Annotated in this window: 16 protein-coding genes; 15 read left to right on the top strand and 1 reads right to left on the bottom strand. The window is 69.0% G+C overall.

The window, feature by feature from the left end:
• Window positions 1-21: 21 nt before the first annotated feature.
• The 14 genes from tsf to gloA all read left to right on the top strand — a co-directional run bounded on the left by tsf (window position 22) and on the right by gloA (window position 13539).
• Window positions 22-933, top strand: a complete 912-nt coding sequence (tsf, locus tag IAI58_RS09855; protein WP_207445870.1) for a translation elongation factor Ts — start codon at window positions 22-24, stop codon at window positions 931-933.
• Between the two features lie 177 nt (window positions 934-1110).
• Window positions 1111-1830 (top strand): UMP kinase, encoded by a 720-nt coding sequence (pyrH, locus tag IAI58_RS09860; protein WP_207445871.1) that lies wholly within the window; start codon window positions 1111-1113, stop codon window positions 1828-1830.
• 27 nt (window positions 1831-1857) lie between these two features.
• A complete protein-coding gene (frr, locus tag IAI58_RS09865; RefSeq protein ID WP_207445872.1) occupies window positions 1858-2430 on the top strand; it encodes a ribosome recycling factor in 573 nt (190 codons plus the stop codon).
• A 46-nt stretch (window positions 2431-2476) separates the two neighbouring features.
• Window positions 2477-3223 carry a polyprenyl diphosphate synthase gene (uppS, locus tag IAI58_RS09870; protein ID WP_207445873.1) on the top strand — a complete coding sequence of 249 codons (747 nt, stop codon included), beginning with the start codon at window positions 2477-2479 and terminating at the stop codon, window positions 3221-3223.
• A 5-nt stretch (window positions 3224-3228) separates the two neighbouring features.
• Window positions 3229-4089, top strand: a complete 861-nt coding sequence (locus IAI58_RS09875; protein WP_207445874.1) for a phosphatidate cytidylyltransferase — start codon at window positions 3229-3231, stop codon at window positions 4087-4089.
• On the top strand, window positions 4089-5252 hold the full coding sequence (gene dxr, locus IAI58_RS09880; RefSeq protein WP_207445875.1) for a 1-deoxy-D-xylulose-5-phosphate reductoisomerase: 1164 nt from the start codon (window positions 4089-4091) through the stop codon (window positions 5250-5252). The genes IAI58_RS09875 and dxr overlap by 1 nt, the downstream gene beginning before the upstream one ends.
• Window positions 5253-5286: 34 nt before the next feature.
• Window positions 5287-6393, top strand: coding sequence for an RIP metalloprotease RseP (gene rseP / locus IAI58_RS09885; RefSeq protein ID WP_207445876.1), 1107 nt, complete (start codon window positions 5287-5289; stop codon window positions 6391-6393).
• A 153-nt stretch (window positions 6394-6546) separates the two neighbouring features.
• Entirely contained in the window at window positions 6547-8889 is a 2343-nt protein-coding gene (gene bamA, locus IAI58_RS09890; RefSeq protein ID WP_207445877.1) for an outer membrane protein assembly factor BamA, read from the top strand.
• A 125-nt stretch (window positions 8890-9014) separates the two neighbouring features.
• Window positions 9015-9788, top strand: a complete 774-nt coding sequence (locus IAI58_RS09895) for an OmpH/Skp family outer membrane protein (protein ID WP_207445878.1) — start codon at window positions 9015-9017, stop codon at window positions 9786-9788.
• 8 nt (window positions 9789-9796) lie between these two features.
• Window positions 9797-10864 carry a UDP-3-O-(3-hydroxymyristoyl)glucosamine N-acyltransferase gene (lpxD, locus tag IAI58_RS09900; RefSeq protein WP_207445879.1) on the top strand — a complete coding sequence of 356 codons (1068 nt, stop codon included), beginning with the start codon at window positions 9797-9799 and terminating at the stop codon, window positions 10862-10864.
• 5 nt (window positions 10865-10869) lie between these two features.
• Entirely contained in the window at window positions 10870-11358 is a 489-nt protein-coding gene (gene fabZ, locus IAI58_RS09905) for a 3-hydroxyacyl-ACP dehydratase FabZ (protein ID WP_207445880.1), read from the top strand.
• Between the two features lie 3 nt (window positions 11359-11361).
• Entirely contained in the window at window positions 11362-12228 is an 867-nt protein-coding gene (gene lpxA / locus IAI58_RS09910; protein WP_207445881.1) for an acyl-ACP--UDP-N-acetylglucosamine O-acyltransferase, read from the top strand.
• Window positions 12229-12232: 4 nt separating this feature from the next.
• Window positions 12233-13147: an LpxI family protein gene (locus IAI58_RS09915; protein WP_207445882.1), complete on the top strand. Its 915-nt coding sequence runs from the start codon at window positions 12233-12235 to the stop codon at window positions 13145-13147.
• Window positions 13144-13539, top strand: a complete 396-nt coding sequence (gloA, locus tag IAI58_RS09920) for a lactoylglutathione lyase (RefSeq protein ID WP_207445883.1) — start codon at window positions 13144-13146, stop codon at window positions 13537-13539. The genes IAI58_RS09915 and gloA overlap by 4 nt, the downstream gene beginning before the upstream one ends.
• 60 nt (window positions 13540-13599) lie before the next feature.
• On the opposite strand, the gene IAI58_RS09925 is transcribed toward gloA, so the two are convergent.
• Entirely contained in the window at window positions 13600-14046 is a 447-nt protein-coding gene (locus IAI58_RS09925) for an acyl-CoA thioesterase (protein WP_207445884.1), read from the bottom strand.
• Between the two features lie 223 nt (window positions 14047-14269).
• On the opposite strand from IAI58_RS09925, the gene minC reads away from it, so the two are divergent.
• Window positions 14270-15034, top strand: coding sequence for a septum site-determining protein MinC (gene minC / locus IAI58_RS09930; protein WP_207445885.1), 765 nt, complete (start codon window positions 14270-14272; stop codon window positions 15032-15034).
• Window positions 15035-15051 lie beyond the last annotated feature (17 nt).

Genomic DNA, 15051 nt, shown 5'->3' on the forward strand with positions numbered 1-15051 from the left:
ACAGCGCGAGGAGAATCGAGCATGGCTGAGATCACTGCCCTGATGGTGCGTGACCTGCGCGAGAAGACCGGCGCGGGCATGATGGACTGCAAGAAGGCGCTGGTTGAGAGCGACGGCGACATCGAGGTCGCCATCGACTGGCTGCGTAAGAAGGGCCTGGCCGCCGCGGCCAAGAAGTCCGGCCGCGTGGCCGCCGAAGGCCTGATCGGCGTGGCCAGCGGCCCGCAGGTCGCCGGCATGGTCGAGGTGAATGCCGAGACCGACTTCGTGGCCCGCAACGAGCTGTTCCAGAACTTCGTCTCCGAGGTGGCCGGCATCGTGCTGGTGGCTGGCGACGACGTGGAGCAGATCAAGGCTTATACCTTCCCCGGCACCGGCCACTCGGTGCAGGAGGAGCTGACGCGCCTGATCGCCACCATCGGCGAGAACATGACCATCCGCCGGGCCAAGCGCCTGACGGTGCCGTCGGGCGTGGTCGCCACCTACACGCACTCCGCCGTCAAGCCGGGCCTCGGCAAGATCGGCGTGCTGGCCGCGCTGGAAGCCCCGTCCGAGATCGAGGCGCTGGAGACGCTGGGCCGCCAGATCGGCATGCATGTCGCCGCCGCGCGCCCCGAGGCGCTGGACGTCTCCGTGGTGGACCCCTCCGCGCTGGAGCGTGAGAAGGCGGTGCTGACGGAGCAGGCCCGCGCTTCCGGCAAGCCGGACGCCATCATCGAGAAGATGGTCGAGGGCCGCGTCCGCAAGTACTACGAGGAAGTGGTGCTGCTGGAGCAGGTCTGGGTGCATGATGGCGAGAGCCGCGTGAAGGCCGTGGTCCAGAAGGCCGGCGCCAAGCTGACCGGCTTCGCCCGCTTCCAGCTGGGCGAGGGCATCGAGAAGCAGTCCGGCGACTTTGCCGCCGAAGTGGCCGCCGCCGCCGGCACGGTCTGATCGGGCGGGTTGACGACTGATGGCGGGGGTGTCGGCTGGGCCGGCGCCCCCGTCTGCTTGCTTGGCTACCGACCCGTTACCGGCCCGCCCGCCGGCCAGCCTTGCCCCGTCCGGGTGGTCTGCCTATCGTTCCGCGCACTTGTTTGAATCCTGCCTTGCCCACGGAGTTCTGTCCTAATGACCGCCCCCCTCTATAAGCGCGTCCTGCTCAAGCTCTCGGGGGAGGCGTTGATGGGCGGCCGCGACTACGGTCTCGACAATGCCACGGTCAAGGCGATCGCCGACGATATCAAGGGTGCCGTGGCGCTGGGCGTCGAAGTCTGCGTCGTCGTGGGCGGGGGCAATATTTTCCGCGGCGTCTCCGGGGCCTCCTCGGGCATGGACCGCGCTCAGGCCGACAACATGGGCATGCTGGCCACGGTCATGAATGCCCTGGCCATGCAGAATGCGCTGGAGAAGATCGGCGTCCCGACCCGCGTGCAATCCGCCATCCCGATGAGCAGCGTCTGCGAGCCCTTCATCCGCCGCCGCGCCCAGCGGCACATGGAGAAGGGGCGGGTGGTCATCTTCGCCGGCGGCTCGGGCAATCCCTTCTTCACGACCGATACCGCCGCCGCGCTGCGCGCTGCCGAGATGAACTGTGACGCGTTGTTCAAGGGCACGCAGGTGGATGGCGTCTATTCCGCCGATCCGCGCAAGAATCCGCAGGCGGAACGTTACGTGACGCTGACCTATCTCGACATGCTGGCCCGTGACCTGGCCGTCATGGACGCGGCCGCTATCAGCCTGGCGCGTGAGAACAAGTTGCCGATCATTGTCTTCAACATCCACGAGACCGGTGCCTTCACTGCCGTCATGCAGGGTGAGGGCCGTTTCACGACGGTCGTGGACCAGTAAGCGCTAAGTAGAAGAAGGACGCACGCCATGGCCGCTCCCGCCGACTTTCCGAAGCTGAAGCAGGACCTGCAGCGCCGAATGGATGGCGCGGTTGAGTCGTTGAAGAAGGAATTCAGCGGCCTGCGTACCGGCCGTGCCTCCCCGGCGCTGCTGGAGCCGATCCGGGTGGAGGTCTATGGCGCCAACCAGCCGCTGACCCAGGTGGCCAATATCTCCGTCTCCGGCCCCTCGATGCTTTCGGTGCAGGTCTGGGACCGTTCGGCCACCAAGGCTGTCGAGATCGCCATCCGCGACTCCGGCCTGGGCCTGAATCCGCAGGCCGAGGGTCAGACCATCCGCGTGCCGCTTCCGCCGCTGACCGCCGAGCGCCGTAACGAGCTGGCGAAGCAGGCGCATAAATATGCCGAATCCGCCAGGGTGGCCGCGCGCGGCGTGCGCCGTGACGGCATGGAGACCATCAAGGGCTGGGAAACCAAGTCTGAGATCTCCAAGGACGACGCCAAGCGCTGGTCCGATGAGGTGCAGAAGCTGACGGACGCCACGATCAAAAAGGTCGATGAGGCGCTGGTGGAGAAGGAAAAGGACATCAAGACCGTCTGACGTCCTCCCCTCGATCTCTTCTCCAAACAGGCGGAACGGCAATCGAATGTGTGCGGCGTCCGGAGCGGCCTCGGCGATCAATGACGGCACGTCCTCGGGCGTCCCTGTGCATGTCGGCATTATCATGGACGGCAACCGGCGCTGGGCAAGGGCGCGCGGCCTCCCCGCCGCACTGGGCCACAAGGCCGGCGCCGATGCCGTGCGCCGCACTGTCGAGGCGGCGGCCAAGTCCGGGATCGGCTGGCTGACCCTCTTCGCCTTCTCCTCCGAGAACTGGCAGAGGTCGGAGGAGGAGGTGCGGGACCTGACGGGCCTGCTGCGCTTCTACCTCCGGCACGAGATCGCCGCGTTGCACCGCAACAAGGTGCGGCTGCGCGTGATCGGTGACCGTAACCGCTTCGGGCCCGAGACGGTGGCGGCGATCCGCGAGGCCGAGGCACTGACGGCCGGCAATACGGGCCTGAACCTCACCGTCGCCCTCTCCTATGGCAGCCGGGCCGAGATCGTCACGGCCACCCGCACCCTGGCGCAGGAGATCGCCGCCGGCCGGCTGGCGCCGGACGCGGTGGACGAGGAGATGCTGGAGCGCTGCCTCTCCACCCACGGCATGCCGGACCCCGACCTGATCATCCGCACCTCGGGCGAGCAGCGGCTCTCCAATTTCCTGCTCTGGCAGGCGGCCTATGCCGAACTGTGGTTCACCGAGACGCTCTGGCCTGACTTCGGCGCGGCCCAGCTGGCCGAGGCCGTGGCCTGTTATGCGCGCCGGGAGCGGCGCTACGGCGCGGGTTGAGCGGGATGTCGACCACGGAGGCCGAGGCGCAGACCAAACGCTGGCGGGACCTGAAGAAGCGCGCCATTTCCGCCGCTGTGCTGGGGCCGGGCGCCTTGCTCTGCATCTGGCTGGGGGCGCTGCCCTGGACGGCGCTCATGGCCGTGGCCATCGCCGGGCTGGTCTGGGAATGGGTGCATCTCTGCGGGCTCCGCAACCGGGCGCTTCCCGGAGCGGCGGTTCCAGCGGCGGTTTTCGTGGCCTGTGCCCTCGCGGTCTTCGGCATGACCGTGCCGGCGCTGGTGCTGCTGGCGCTGGGCTTCGTGGCGACCTGGGCCGGTGCCGGCTGGCTGCGGCGGCGGGACGGGCGGCCGGCTCCCGCGGGCTGGCTGGCCTTCGGCGTGCTCTATATCGGTATCGCCGGCATCAGCCTGATCGAGCTTCGGCACGACAATGAGGCCGGCCGCGACAATGTCCTCTTCCTGATCGCGGTCGTCTGGGCCAGCGACATCGGCGCCTATATGTTCGGCCGCATGCTGGGCGGGCCGAAGCTGGCGCCTTCCATCTCCCCCGGCAAGACCTGGTCTGGGGCCATTGGCGGGCTGGTCTGCACCATGGTCATCGGCGCCCTCGTCGCCGGCTGGACCACGCCCTATCCCGACGACATGGGCAAGGCCGCCGTGATCGCTGCCCTGCTGGGCGTGGCGACGCAGGCGGGCGACCTGTTCGAGAGCGCCTTCAAGCGCCGCTTCGGCGTCAAGGACAGTTCCGCCCTCATCCCCGGCCATGGCGGCTTGCTGGACCGGCTGGACGGGCTGCTGGCGGCCGCGCCGGTTGCGGCGCTGCTGGCCTTCGGCGTCGGCTATGGCGTGGTGCTCTGGCGCTGATGCCCCGCACGGTCACCATTCTCGGCAGCACGGGCTCGGTCGGGCGCAGCACCGTTTCGCTTCTGGAAGCCGCGCCGCCCGGTGAATTCGAAGTTGTGGCGCTGGTCGCCGGCCGCGACGCCGCGGCGCTGGCGGCACAGGCCCGCCGGCTGCGGCCGCGCATCGCCGTGCTGGCCGATCCGGCCGCCGGCCCGGCGCTGGAGGCCGCCCTGGCGGGTAGTGGCATCGCCACAGGCTGCGGGCGTGATGCGGTGCTGGCCGCCGCGGCCCTGGAGGCCGGCTGGACCATGGCCGCCATCGTCGGCGCGGCCGGGCTGGAACCGACCCTGGCCGCGCTGGGGCGTGGCGGTACCCTGGCCCTGGCCAATAAGGAAGCCCTGGTCTGCGCAGGCCATCTGGTGCTGGCCGCCGCGCGGGCCTCGGGCGCCACGCTGCTGCCGGTGGATTCCGAGCACAACGCCATCTTCCAAGTGCTCGACAGCCGCGACCCGGCGGCGGTGGAGAAGATCATCCTCACCGCCTCCGGCGGCCCGTTCCGTCAGGCCAGCCTGGAGCGGATGGCCAGCGTGACGCCGGAGGAGGCGGTACGCCATCCCGTCTGGTCCATGGGCGCGAAGATCAGCGTCGACTCCGCCACCATGATGAACAAGGGGCTGGAGCTGATCGAGGCCGCCCGCATCTTCCCGGTGCCGGAGGAGCGGATCGAGGTGCTGGTGCATCCGCAATCGGCGGTGCATGGCCTCGTGCAGTATGCGGATGGCTCGCTTCTGGCGCAGCTGGGCACGCCGGATATGCGGACCCCCATCGCGCATGCCCTGGCCTGGCCTCGCCGGATGACGGTGGACGTGCCGCGCCTGGACCTGGCGGCCCTGGCCAAGCTGGAGTTTTACGCCCCGGATACGCAGAGCTTCCCTGCGTTGCGGTTGGCGCGGCAGGCCTTGCAGGCAGGGCCGGGCGCCACCACCATCCTGAATGCCGCTAACGAGATTGCGGTCGGGCTGTTCCTGGAACGGCGCCTTGGCTTCCTCGGGATTGCCGCGGTGGTCGAGGAAAGCCTGGCGGCCCTCGGTTCGCCCGAGGTGCCTGATCTCGCGGCCGTGCTGGCTTTGGACGCTGCGGCGCGGCAGGATGCCGCTGCCCGGGCAGCGAGCCTGAAGGCCTGACCCCATTGCCCCGCCGGGGGGCGGAGAGACGACTTTGGACTTCCTTTCAGACGGCCTGCGTACGGTCATCTCCTTCATCGTGGTGCTGGGCGTGCTCGTCTTCGTGCACGAGATGGGCCACTACCTCGCCGCGCGCTGGCGCGGCGTGCATGTCGAGGTCTTCTCGATCGGCTTCGGCAAGGTGATCCGTAGCTGGACGGACCGGGTCGGCACGGAATGGCGCCTTTCCTGGCTGCCGCTGGGCGGCTTCGTGAAGCTGCACGGGCAGGAGGGGCTGGATGCCACGCCCGAGCAGAAGGCGCGCTGGCTGCATGGCCGCACCTTCCACGACAAGCCAGTGCGGGACCGCGCCATCGTCGTCGCGGCCGGGCCCATCGCCAACTTCCTGCTGGCGGCGCTGCTCTTCGCCGGGCTCTACATGACCATGGGCCAGCCGCTGCCCAGCGCCACCGTGGGCGCGGTGGTGGAGGGCAGCGCAGCCGCCCAGGCCGGGCTGCAGCCCGGCGACCGCATCCTGGCGCTGGACGGCCAGGAGGTGGCGCGCTTCGAGGATGTGCAGCGCCATATCCAGGCGCGCCCCGGCCAGCCGGTCGAGCTCCGCATCAATCGCGCCGGGGACGAGCAGCGGCTGACCGCCACCCCCACCGCCCGCGAATCGGACGGGCGTGCCGTGGGTATCCTTGGCGTGACCGGCGGCGCGCCGGAGTTCCGGCGCCTCGACCCCTTCAGCGCGCTGGCGGCGGGCGTTGTCCAGACCTGGGACATCGGCGCCCAGACCATCGCCGGCATCTGGGAAATGATCACCGGCTCCCGGGGGACCGAGGATCTGGGCGGGCCGCTGCGTATCGCCCAGCTTTCCGGCCAGGTGGCGCAGCTGGGGATTCCCAGCCTGATCACCTTCATCGCGGTGCTCTCGGTAAATCTGGGCCTGATCAACCTCTTCCCCATCCCCGTCCTGGATGGCGGCCACCTCTTGTTCTACGCGGCTGAGGCCGTGCGGGGGCGCCCGCTTCCGGCCCGGGCCATGGAATACGGCTTCCGTGCCGGCATCGCCGTGCTGGTGGCGCTCTTCGTCTTCACGACCTGGAACGACATCACCCGGCTGGCCATCTTCGGCTGGGTCGCCCGCCTGTTCGGGTAACCGCTCAGCAACTGGTTGCAATAGAAGGTGAAGGCTGCGTAAACGGCAGCGGCTCCGGAGGGCTGGCGGGGGATGTCCTTCCCCGCTAGTCTCCGGCGCGCTCCCGGCCCGCAGTGGCCTCGATTCTTTCTCCAGGTCCTGGGACCGAAGCCTTTGCACGCCACACGCGCCCTTCTCCTCGCTGCCACCTGCCTCGTTCCGGTCGTGCTGCCGCTATCGGCGGAAGCACAACCGCAGCGCAACCAGCCAAGGCGTGCCGCGCCAGCGGCCCAGCCTGCGGGCGAGGTGATCCGCGACGTCCAGGTGCGCGGGAATCAGCGCATCGAGACCTCGACCATCCGCTCCTACATGCTGCTGCAGCCCGGCGACCGCTTCGACGGCGACCGCCAGGACCGCAGCCTGCGGACCCTTTTCGCCACCGGGCTGTTCCGCGACGTGCAGATCGGCCGCGAGGGCGACAGCGTCGTGGTGACGGTGCAGGAGAACCCGATCGTCAATCAGGTTGTCTATGAAGGAAATCGCAAGATTTCCGACGACAACCTGCGCGCGGAGACGCAGCTTCGCGCCCGCTCGGTCTATACCGATGCGGCGGCGCAGGCGGACCGCACCCGGCTGCTGGAGCTTTATGCCCGGCGTGGCCGCTTCGCCACGCGCATCGAGCCCAAGGTGATCGACCGCGGCAATGACCGCGTGGATGTGGTCTTCGAGATCACCGAGGGCGATACCGCCTTGATCTCCCGCATCAATTTCGTCGGCAACGACACCTTCTCCGACAGTCGCCTGAAGGAGGTCGTCACCTCCCGCGAGCAGGCCTGGTACCGCCCCTTCTCCTCCTCCGACACCTATGAGCCGGAGCGGCTGAACTTCGACCGCGAGCTGATCCGCCGCTACTATCAGCGCAACGGATTCGCCGATATCGAGGTGACCAACGCGACGGCCGAACTGGCGCCGGACCGCAGTGGCTTCTTCGTCACCTACACCATCAAGGAAGGCCCGCGGTACCGCGTCGACTCGGTGGAGGTGAACTCTACGCTCCGCAACGTCACCGCCGCCCAGCTGCGCGACCAGGTCGAGCCGAACTCCGGCGACTGGTATAACGGCGACGCGGTTGAGCGCACCGTGCAGGCGCTCTCCGACAGCGCGAACCTGCAGGGCGCCCCCTTCGTCCAGGTGACGGAGCGCGTGACGCGCAACGCCGAGGCCGGCACCGTCGATATCGTCTTCGATGTGGAGGAAGGCCCGCGCAGCTATGTCGAGCGCATCGACATCACCGGCAATACCCGTACCCAGGACCGCGTGATCCGCCGCGAGCTGCGGCTGGCCGAAGGCGATGCCTTCAATGCGGCGCAGGTGGAGCGCTCCCGCCAGCGCATCCGCGACCTCGGCTACTTCAGCCCGGATGTGCAGATCACCAGCACCCCTGGCTCACAGCCGGACCAGGTGGTTCTGAACACCGCGGTGACGGAGCGGGCGACCGGCGAGCTGACGCTGGGCGGCGGCTATTCGACCGATGCCGGCGCGCTGGCCGATGTGGGCCTGCGTGAGCGCAACCTGCTCGGCACCGGCATCGACGCGCGCATCAACAGCACCATCGCGCAGCGCCGCAGCCAGGTGGATCTCTCGGTCACCGATCCGTCCTTCCTCGACCGCAATCTCGCGGTCGGCGCGGACCTGTTCTATGTCGTGCGTGACCAGCGCGAATACTCGGGCTACGAGGAGCGCCGCGTCGGTGGCGCGATCCGCGCCGGTTATGAGTTCAATGAGCGCCTGCGGCAGTCCTGGGCCTATACGCTTTCCCGCCGCAACGTCTTCAACATCGATCCGCTCGTCAGCCGTTTCATCCGGGAGCAGGCTGGCGTCACCTGGCTGTCGCAGGTCGGCCAGACGTTGACCTACGATACCCGCGACTCGCGGCTCGATCCGCGCAGCGGCTATGTCATCCGGCTCGGCACCGACCTGGCCGGCCTGGGTGGCGATGTGGCCTTCGTGCGCGCCCGGCTGGACGGCAACTACTTCATTCCCTTCGAGCGTTGGCTGGGCGATCCGGATTACGTGCTGTCCATCTCCGCCGGCGCGGGCATCATCAAGAGCTATGCCGATAAGCCGGAGCGTATCGTCGACCGCTTCTTCCTGGGCGGCGACAACCTGCGCGGCTTCGCCGTTGCCGGCGCCGGCCCGCGCGACCTCAGCCTTGGCACCAACGATTCGCTAGGCGGCACCAAGATCTGGACGCAGAGCACGGAGATGCGCTTCCCGCTGCCGCTGCCTTCCGAGATCGGCCTGCTCGGCCGTGCCTTCGTCGATGTCGGCTCGCTGAGCGGCGTCGACGGCGGGCCTGGCGTCCGGGATGACTCCAGCCCCCGCGTGGGCGTGGGTGTCGGCATCTCCTGGCGCAGCCCCTTCGGCCTGATCAACATCGACCTGGCCCAGGCCGTGGTGAAGAAGTCCTACGACGAGACGCAGGTCTTCCGCTTCGGCTTCGGCACCCGGTTCTGATCGTTTCCCGGCTGCCTGTTTCACCAACGGGAGGCACGACTCTGCCTCCCGCCCACCATGCCGGGGCTGGGCCGCATGGCGCCAGCCATGCTCCCCATCCCCGGCCGGCACGGAGTGTTCCGACGATGGCGCGACGCGCAACGGTCGCCCTGGCGGCGATTCTTCTTTCCACCACCTGGGCTGGCGGCGCCGCCATGGCTCAGCAGCAGCAGGACTGGTTCGTGCCCGGCCAGGGGCAGGGTGGCGCGCAGCAGCAGCGCCCGGCCCAGCAGCCTCCGCGCCCCGCGCAGCAGAGGCCGCAGCAGCGTGTCGTGCAGCCCAACCCGGCGCCCCTGCCGCCCGGCGAGCAGCCGCCGGCCGCTGTCATCGGTATTGTCGATGTGCCCGAGGTTCAGCGCCAGTCTTCCGCCTTCAACCATGTGCGGGAAGAGATCGAGAAGCGCCGGGCCAAGCTGAATGACGACCTGCAGAAGGAGCAGGCCCGCTGGCGTGACGAGCAGCAGGCTCTGGCCGCCCAGCGTGCCAGCCTCTCGCCCGAGGATTTGCGGACCAGGGAACGTGACCTGCAGGACCGCGTGCAGGACTCGCAGCGGATCTTCCGCGACCGCTCCCGCAGCATCGAGCAGGCGGCGCAGGGCAGCCTGGTGGAGATCGAGCAGGCGCTGGCGGTGGTGATCCGTCAGGTGGCCGCCAGCCGTAAGGTGAACCTGGTGCTGCCGCGCCCGCTGGTCATCTACAACGAGCCACCTTTCGATCTGACGCCCGAGGTTTCGGCTCAGCTCAACAAGGTGCTGAAGAGTGTGACCATTGCCGCCGAGGATGCGCCGCCTGCCGCGGCGCCTGCCGGCAACACTGGCCAGCGCACCCCGGCCCAGGACCAGCAGCCCCGGCGGAACTGAGGCCGCCCATGCTGGTGGATCCGCGCTTTCATCCCGCCGCCGGGCCTTTCAGCCTGGCGCGCCTGGCCGAGGCCTCGGGTGCCCGGGCGGTGGGTGACGAGTCGCGGCAGCTGCATGGCATTGCGCCGCTGGCCGCGGCGGAGCCGGAAGCGGTTTCCTTCCTCGATGGACGCCGCAACCTGCCCGCCCTGCGGGCCAGCCGCGCCGGCGCCGTTGTGCTGAGCGAGGCTTTTCTGCCGTCGCTTCCCGAGGGCGCCGCGGCCCTGGTCACGCCCATGCCGCATCTGGCTTTCGCCCGCATCGCGGCACTGTTCCATCCTGCCCCGGACCTGGTGCCGGGCATCCACCCGACCGCCGTGGTGGCGGGGGATGCCGAGATCGGCGAGGGCTGCGAGATCGGGCCTTACGCCATCATCGGTGCCGGTGTGCGGCTGGGCGCCCGATGCCGGGTGGGCACGCATGCCGTGATCGGCCCTGGCTGCGTCTTCGGTGACGACTGCCGCCTGTTTCCGCATGCCAGCGTCAGTCATTGCCTCGCCGGGAACCGCGTCACGCTGCATCAGGGCTCGCGCGTCGGGCAGGAGGGCTTCGGTTTCACGCCTACGCCGGAGGGGCGTTACGTCACCATCCCCCAGCTTGGCCGGGTGCTGCTGGGTGATGATGTGGAGGTGGGCGCCAATAGCTGCATTGACCGTGGTACCATGGACGATACAGTGATCGGTCCGGGCACGCGGCTCGACAATCTTGTGCAGATCGGCCACAACGTGGTGACTGGACGAGGCTGTGTGATCGTGTCGCAGGTCGGCATCTCCGGCTCCACCACCCTGGGCGACTATGTCACCCTGGCAGGGCAGGCCGGTCTGGCCGGTCACATCAGGGTCGGCTCCCGGGCACGGATTGGTGCCCAGGCGGGGGTGCTGTCCGATGTGCCTGACGGCATGGATATGATGGGCACGCCCGCCATGCCCTTGCGCGACTCCCTCCGCGCCTCTGTTCACCTACGCAAGATCGGCGCCCGCGGGGGGAAGCCTGCGACGGCGCAAAGCGGCCGCAACCGGCCCGAAGACACGGACTGACGAGCATGGACCAGCAAGAACAGACAGCCGCCGAAGGCGCGGGCGAAACACGGATCGAGGCGATCGACATCGCCCGTATCATGGCGGCGATCCCGCATCGCTACCCGCTGCTGCTGGTCGACCGCATGGTCGATGTCGTGCTGGGCGAGAGCGCCATCGGCATCAAGAACGTCACCATCAACGAGAATTTCTTCCAGGGCCACTTCCCGTCCCACCCGGTCATGCCGGGCGTGCTGATCGTGGAGGCCATGGCGCAGACCTCCGGCGTGCTGGTGGTGGAGACGCTGGGCCCCTCGGCCCGCGGCAAGCTGGTTTATTTCATGAGTATCGAGAACGCGAAGTTCCGCCGGCCGGTCGTGCCGGGCGATCAGCTGCGCATCCACGTCAATAAAGAGCGGCAGCGGGGCAATGTCTGGAAGTTCAACAGCGTCGCCAGGGTGGATGGTGTAGCAGTGGCCGAGGCCACCATTACCGCCATGATCATGGACCGCTGAACGGTGCCTGATCAGGTGACCAGCTTCTCGCAGGGTATTGATCCCAGCGCCGTCATTCATCCGACCGCCGTCGTGGCCGAGGGCGCGCGCATCGGCCCGGGCTGCCGCATCGGCCCCTGGTGCGTCATCAGCTCCGATGCGGTGCTGGAGGAAGGCGTCACCCTGACCTCCCATGTCGTGATCGACGGGCAGGTGCATCTCGGTGCCGGCGTGCAGGTCATGTCCTTCGCCAGCATCGGCCTGCCGCCGCAGGACCTGAAATACCGGGGCGAGCCGACGCGGGTCGAGATCGGCCCCCGCACCATCATCCGCGAGCATGCCACCATCCATCGCGGCAGCGTGGGTGGCCATGGGGTGACGCGCGTCGGCGCCGATTGCCTGATCATGTGCGTCGCCCATATCGGGCATGACTGCGTGCTCGACCACCATGTGATCCTGGCCAACAACGTCATGCTGGGCGGGCATGTGCAGATCGGCGATACCGTCTTCGTCGGCGGCGGCGCGGCGATCCACCAGTTCGTGCGTATCGGCCGCCAGGTGGTGGTGGGTGGCATGAGCGGCGTGGAGGGGGATGTCATTCCCTTCGGTGCCGTCATGGGCAACCGCGCGCGACTGACCGGCCTGAACCTGATCGGCCTGAAGCGCCGCGGCTTCCCGCGCAGCCAGATCAATACGCTGCGCGCCGCCTACCGCGCCCTGTTCCGCTCCCCCGGCGTCTTCGATGACCGCGTGGCCGGCGTCGAGGCGCAACATGGCGCCGACCCGGTGGTGCAGGAGATCCTGGCCTTCGTCCGTGCCGACAGCCACCGTGGCCTCTGCAGGGCCGGGCGGGAAGTCGTGGAAGACGAGGACACGGCGGAGGCCAGCTGAGGCCATGGCCAGCTCGGCTCAGATCCTGGCCAGGCTGGGAGGGCGGGAGCCGGTCGGCGGACCTCTGGGTATCGTGGCGGGCAGCGGGCTGCTGCCGCAGCGCGCTGCGGCTTCGGCCGCGGCTGCCGGCCGGCCAGTGCATGTCGTGGTGCTGGAAGGCTTCGCCAACCCGGCCGATTACGCCGCCTATCCCCATATCGTCTGCCGTATGGGCGCCGCAGGGCGCATGCTGGACTGGCTGCGCGCGGCGGGGGTGAAAGACCTCATCCTGGCCGGCGCGGTACGGCGCCCCAGCTTCCTCTCCCTGCGGCCCGATGCCGGCGCGGCGCGGCTGCTGCCGCGCGTCGGCATGAAGGCCTTCGGCGGCGACGATTCGCTGCTGACCGCCGTGGTGCAGGTATTGCGGGAAGAGGGCTTCAACCCGCTGGAGGCCCGCCAGGTGCTCGCCGAGGTGATGGTCGACAGGCCAGGCGTGCTGACCGTGGCGCGGCCGGATGAGCAGGCTGCGCTGGACATCCGGCGCGGTCTGCATGTGTTGCGCGTGATTGGCGCCGCCGATATCGGGCAGGGCTGCGTGGTGCAGCAGGGGCTGGTGCTGGCGGTGGAGGCCATCGAGGGCACCGACGCCATGCTCGCCCGCGCCGGGACGCTGCGGCGGGAGGGCCCCGGCGGCGTCTTCGTCAAGGTGATGAAGCCCGGGCAGGATCGCCGGGCGGACCTCCCGACCATCGGCCCGGATACCGTGGCCGCCGCCGCCGCGGCCGGGCTGCGCGGCATCGCCATCCAGGCGGATGGCACCATCGTCATCGACCGTGCCGCGACCGTCGCCGCCGCCGAGGCGGCCGGGATGTTCCTGTTGGCGCTGGACCCGTTCGCCCCGGAATGGGCGCCCATACAGCAAGAGGAGAGTCCGGTATGAGCAGCTTCCTGCACACCATGATTCGCGTCGGCAATCTGGACCGCAGCGTGGATTTCTACACGCGCCTGCTGGGCATGAAGGAATTGCGCCGCAACGACGTGCCCGACGGCAAGTATACCCTTGCCTTCGTCGGCTTCGCGCCGGAGAGCACTGGCGCCGGCGTGATTGAGCTGACTTACAACTACGGTGTCGAGAAATACGAGATGGGCACCGCCTTCGGCCACCTCGCCATCGGTGTCCCGGACATCTACGCCACCTGTGACAAGCTCCGCGCCGAAGGCGTGAAGATCACGCGCGAGCCGGGCCCCGTGAAGTTCGGCACCACCGTCATCGCCTTCGTCGAGGATCCGGACGGCTACAAGATCGAGTTGATCGAGCGGAAGCCGGGCTGACGCACCGCATCCGGCGCAGCCTGTCCCGGGGTACCGGGCAGGCTGCCACCGGGCCGGCGGTCAGCCCGCCGGCGAGACCATCAGCGGTGCCAGCGCGACCCGGAGCGCCTCGGGTACCGGCCTGGTCTGGCTCATCTCCCGCCGGTCGACATGGACATGGATGAAGTGTCCCTCGGCGCAAGCAGTCTCCTGCTCCGGCCGGAAGATGCCGATCTCGTAGCGGACGGAGGAGGTGCCGATATGCGCCACCCGCAGCCCGACGCTCAGCACTTCCGGGAAGAAGGCGGGGGAATGATGGCGGCAGCAGGTCTCCACTACCACCGCCGTCACGGGCGAGTCATGGTCGTCCAGGATGCCCGTGCCGTACAGGAAGCTGGCCACCGCCGTATCGAAATACATGTAGTAGACAGCGTTGTTGACGTGCTGCAGGGCGTCCTGGTCGGCCCAGCGTGTCGGGACGCTGATGAAATGGCGGTAATCCTCGCGGCGGGGGATCTGCTTCGGCATGGCGGCATCCTGCACTGGGGGCGGCAGGGTAGGGGGCCGGGGCCGATTCGGCCACAGCATCGGGAAAAACCAGGGAAATCGCAGGCATTCCTTCAGCCGGGCTTCGCCATGGACGCGCGTCCCTGTATAGGTGAAGACATGGTGGCAACGGCGTGTTCGGCATCCGGCCGGAGCACACGGCGCTGGCCATGTGCACCTTCAGCCAGGATACGCCCCGCAGCCGATGTCAGCACCCGCCGCCCAGCCCCGCTTCGAGCCCTTCCGGCTGCGGGGCGCTAATTTCAACCTGCTGGTGCTGCGGCTGCTGGATGCGCGGCCCGAGGTGATCGTCCCGGCGCTGGGGGACCAGTTCCGCCGCGCGCCCGGCTTCCTGCGCTTCGCCCCCATCGTGATCGGGCTGGACGACCTGACCTCGCCCCAGCATGAGGTCGATTTCGCCCGGCTGGTGGCGGAGTTGCGCGCCATCCAGATCATGCCGATCGGCACCACCGGCGGCACGCCGGAGATGAAGGCCCTGGCCCAGTCGGCCGGCCTGCCGCCCCTGCGCGCCGCCGGCGGCGCCGCCCAGGAAGACGTGTCGCAGCAGGCCCAGGCCGCCCCGCCGCCTCCTGCCCCGGCCGAGCCGCCGCCCGAGCCGCCGCCGCCGCCTGGCATGACGCGCCCGACCATGGTGGTGGATACCGCCGTGCGCGCCGGCCAGCGCATCTGGGCCCAGGGCGCCGACCTGATCGTGACCGGCACGGTCAATGCTGGCGCCGAGGTGATCGCTGATGGCAATCTTCACGTCTATGGCGCGCTGCGTGGCCGGGCTATCGCGGGGGGAGCGGACAACATGGAAGCACGCGTCTTCGCGCTGCATTTCGATCCCGAACTCGTCTCCATCGCGGGCTACTACGCGGTGCGGGAAGGGTTGACCGAAGCGCCGATCGGCAAGCCTGTCCAGGTGCGGCTGATCGGCGAGAGTATGCGTTTCGACAAGCTGGGCTGACCGGGCGAACTGTCCGG

Source organism: Roseomonas marmotae (assembly GCF_017654485.1).
In the GTDB taxonomy this organism is placed as follows: domain Bacteria; phylum Pseudomonadota; class Alphaproteobacteria; order Acetobacterales; family Acetobacteraceae; genus Pseudoroseomonas; species Pseudoroseomonas marmotae.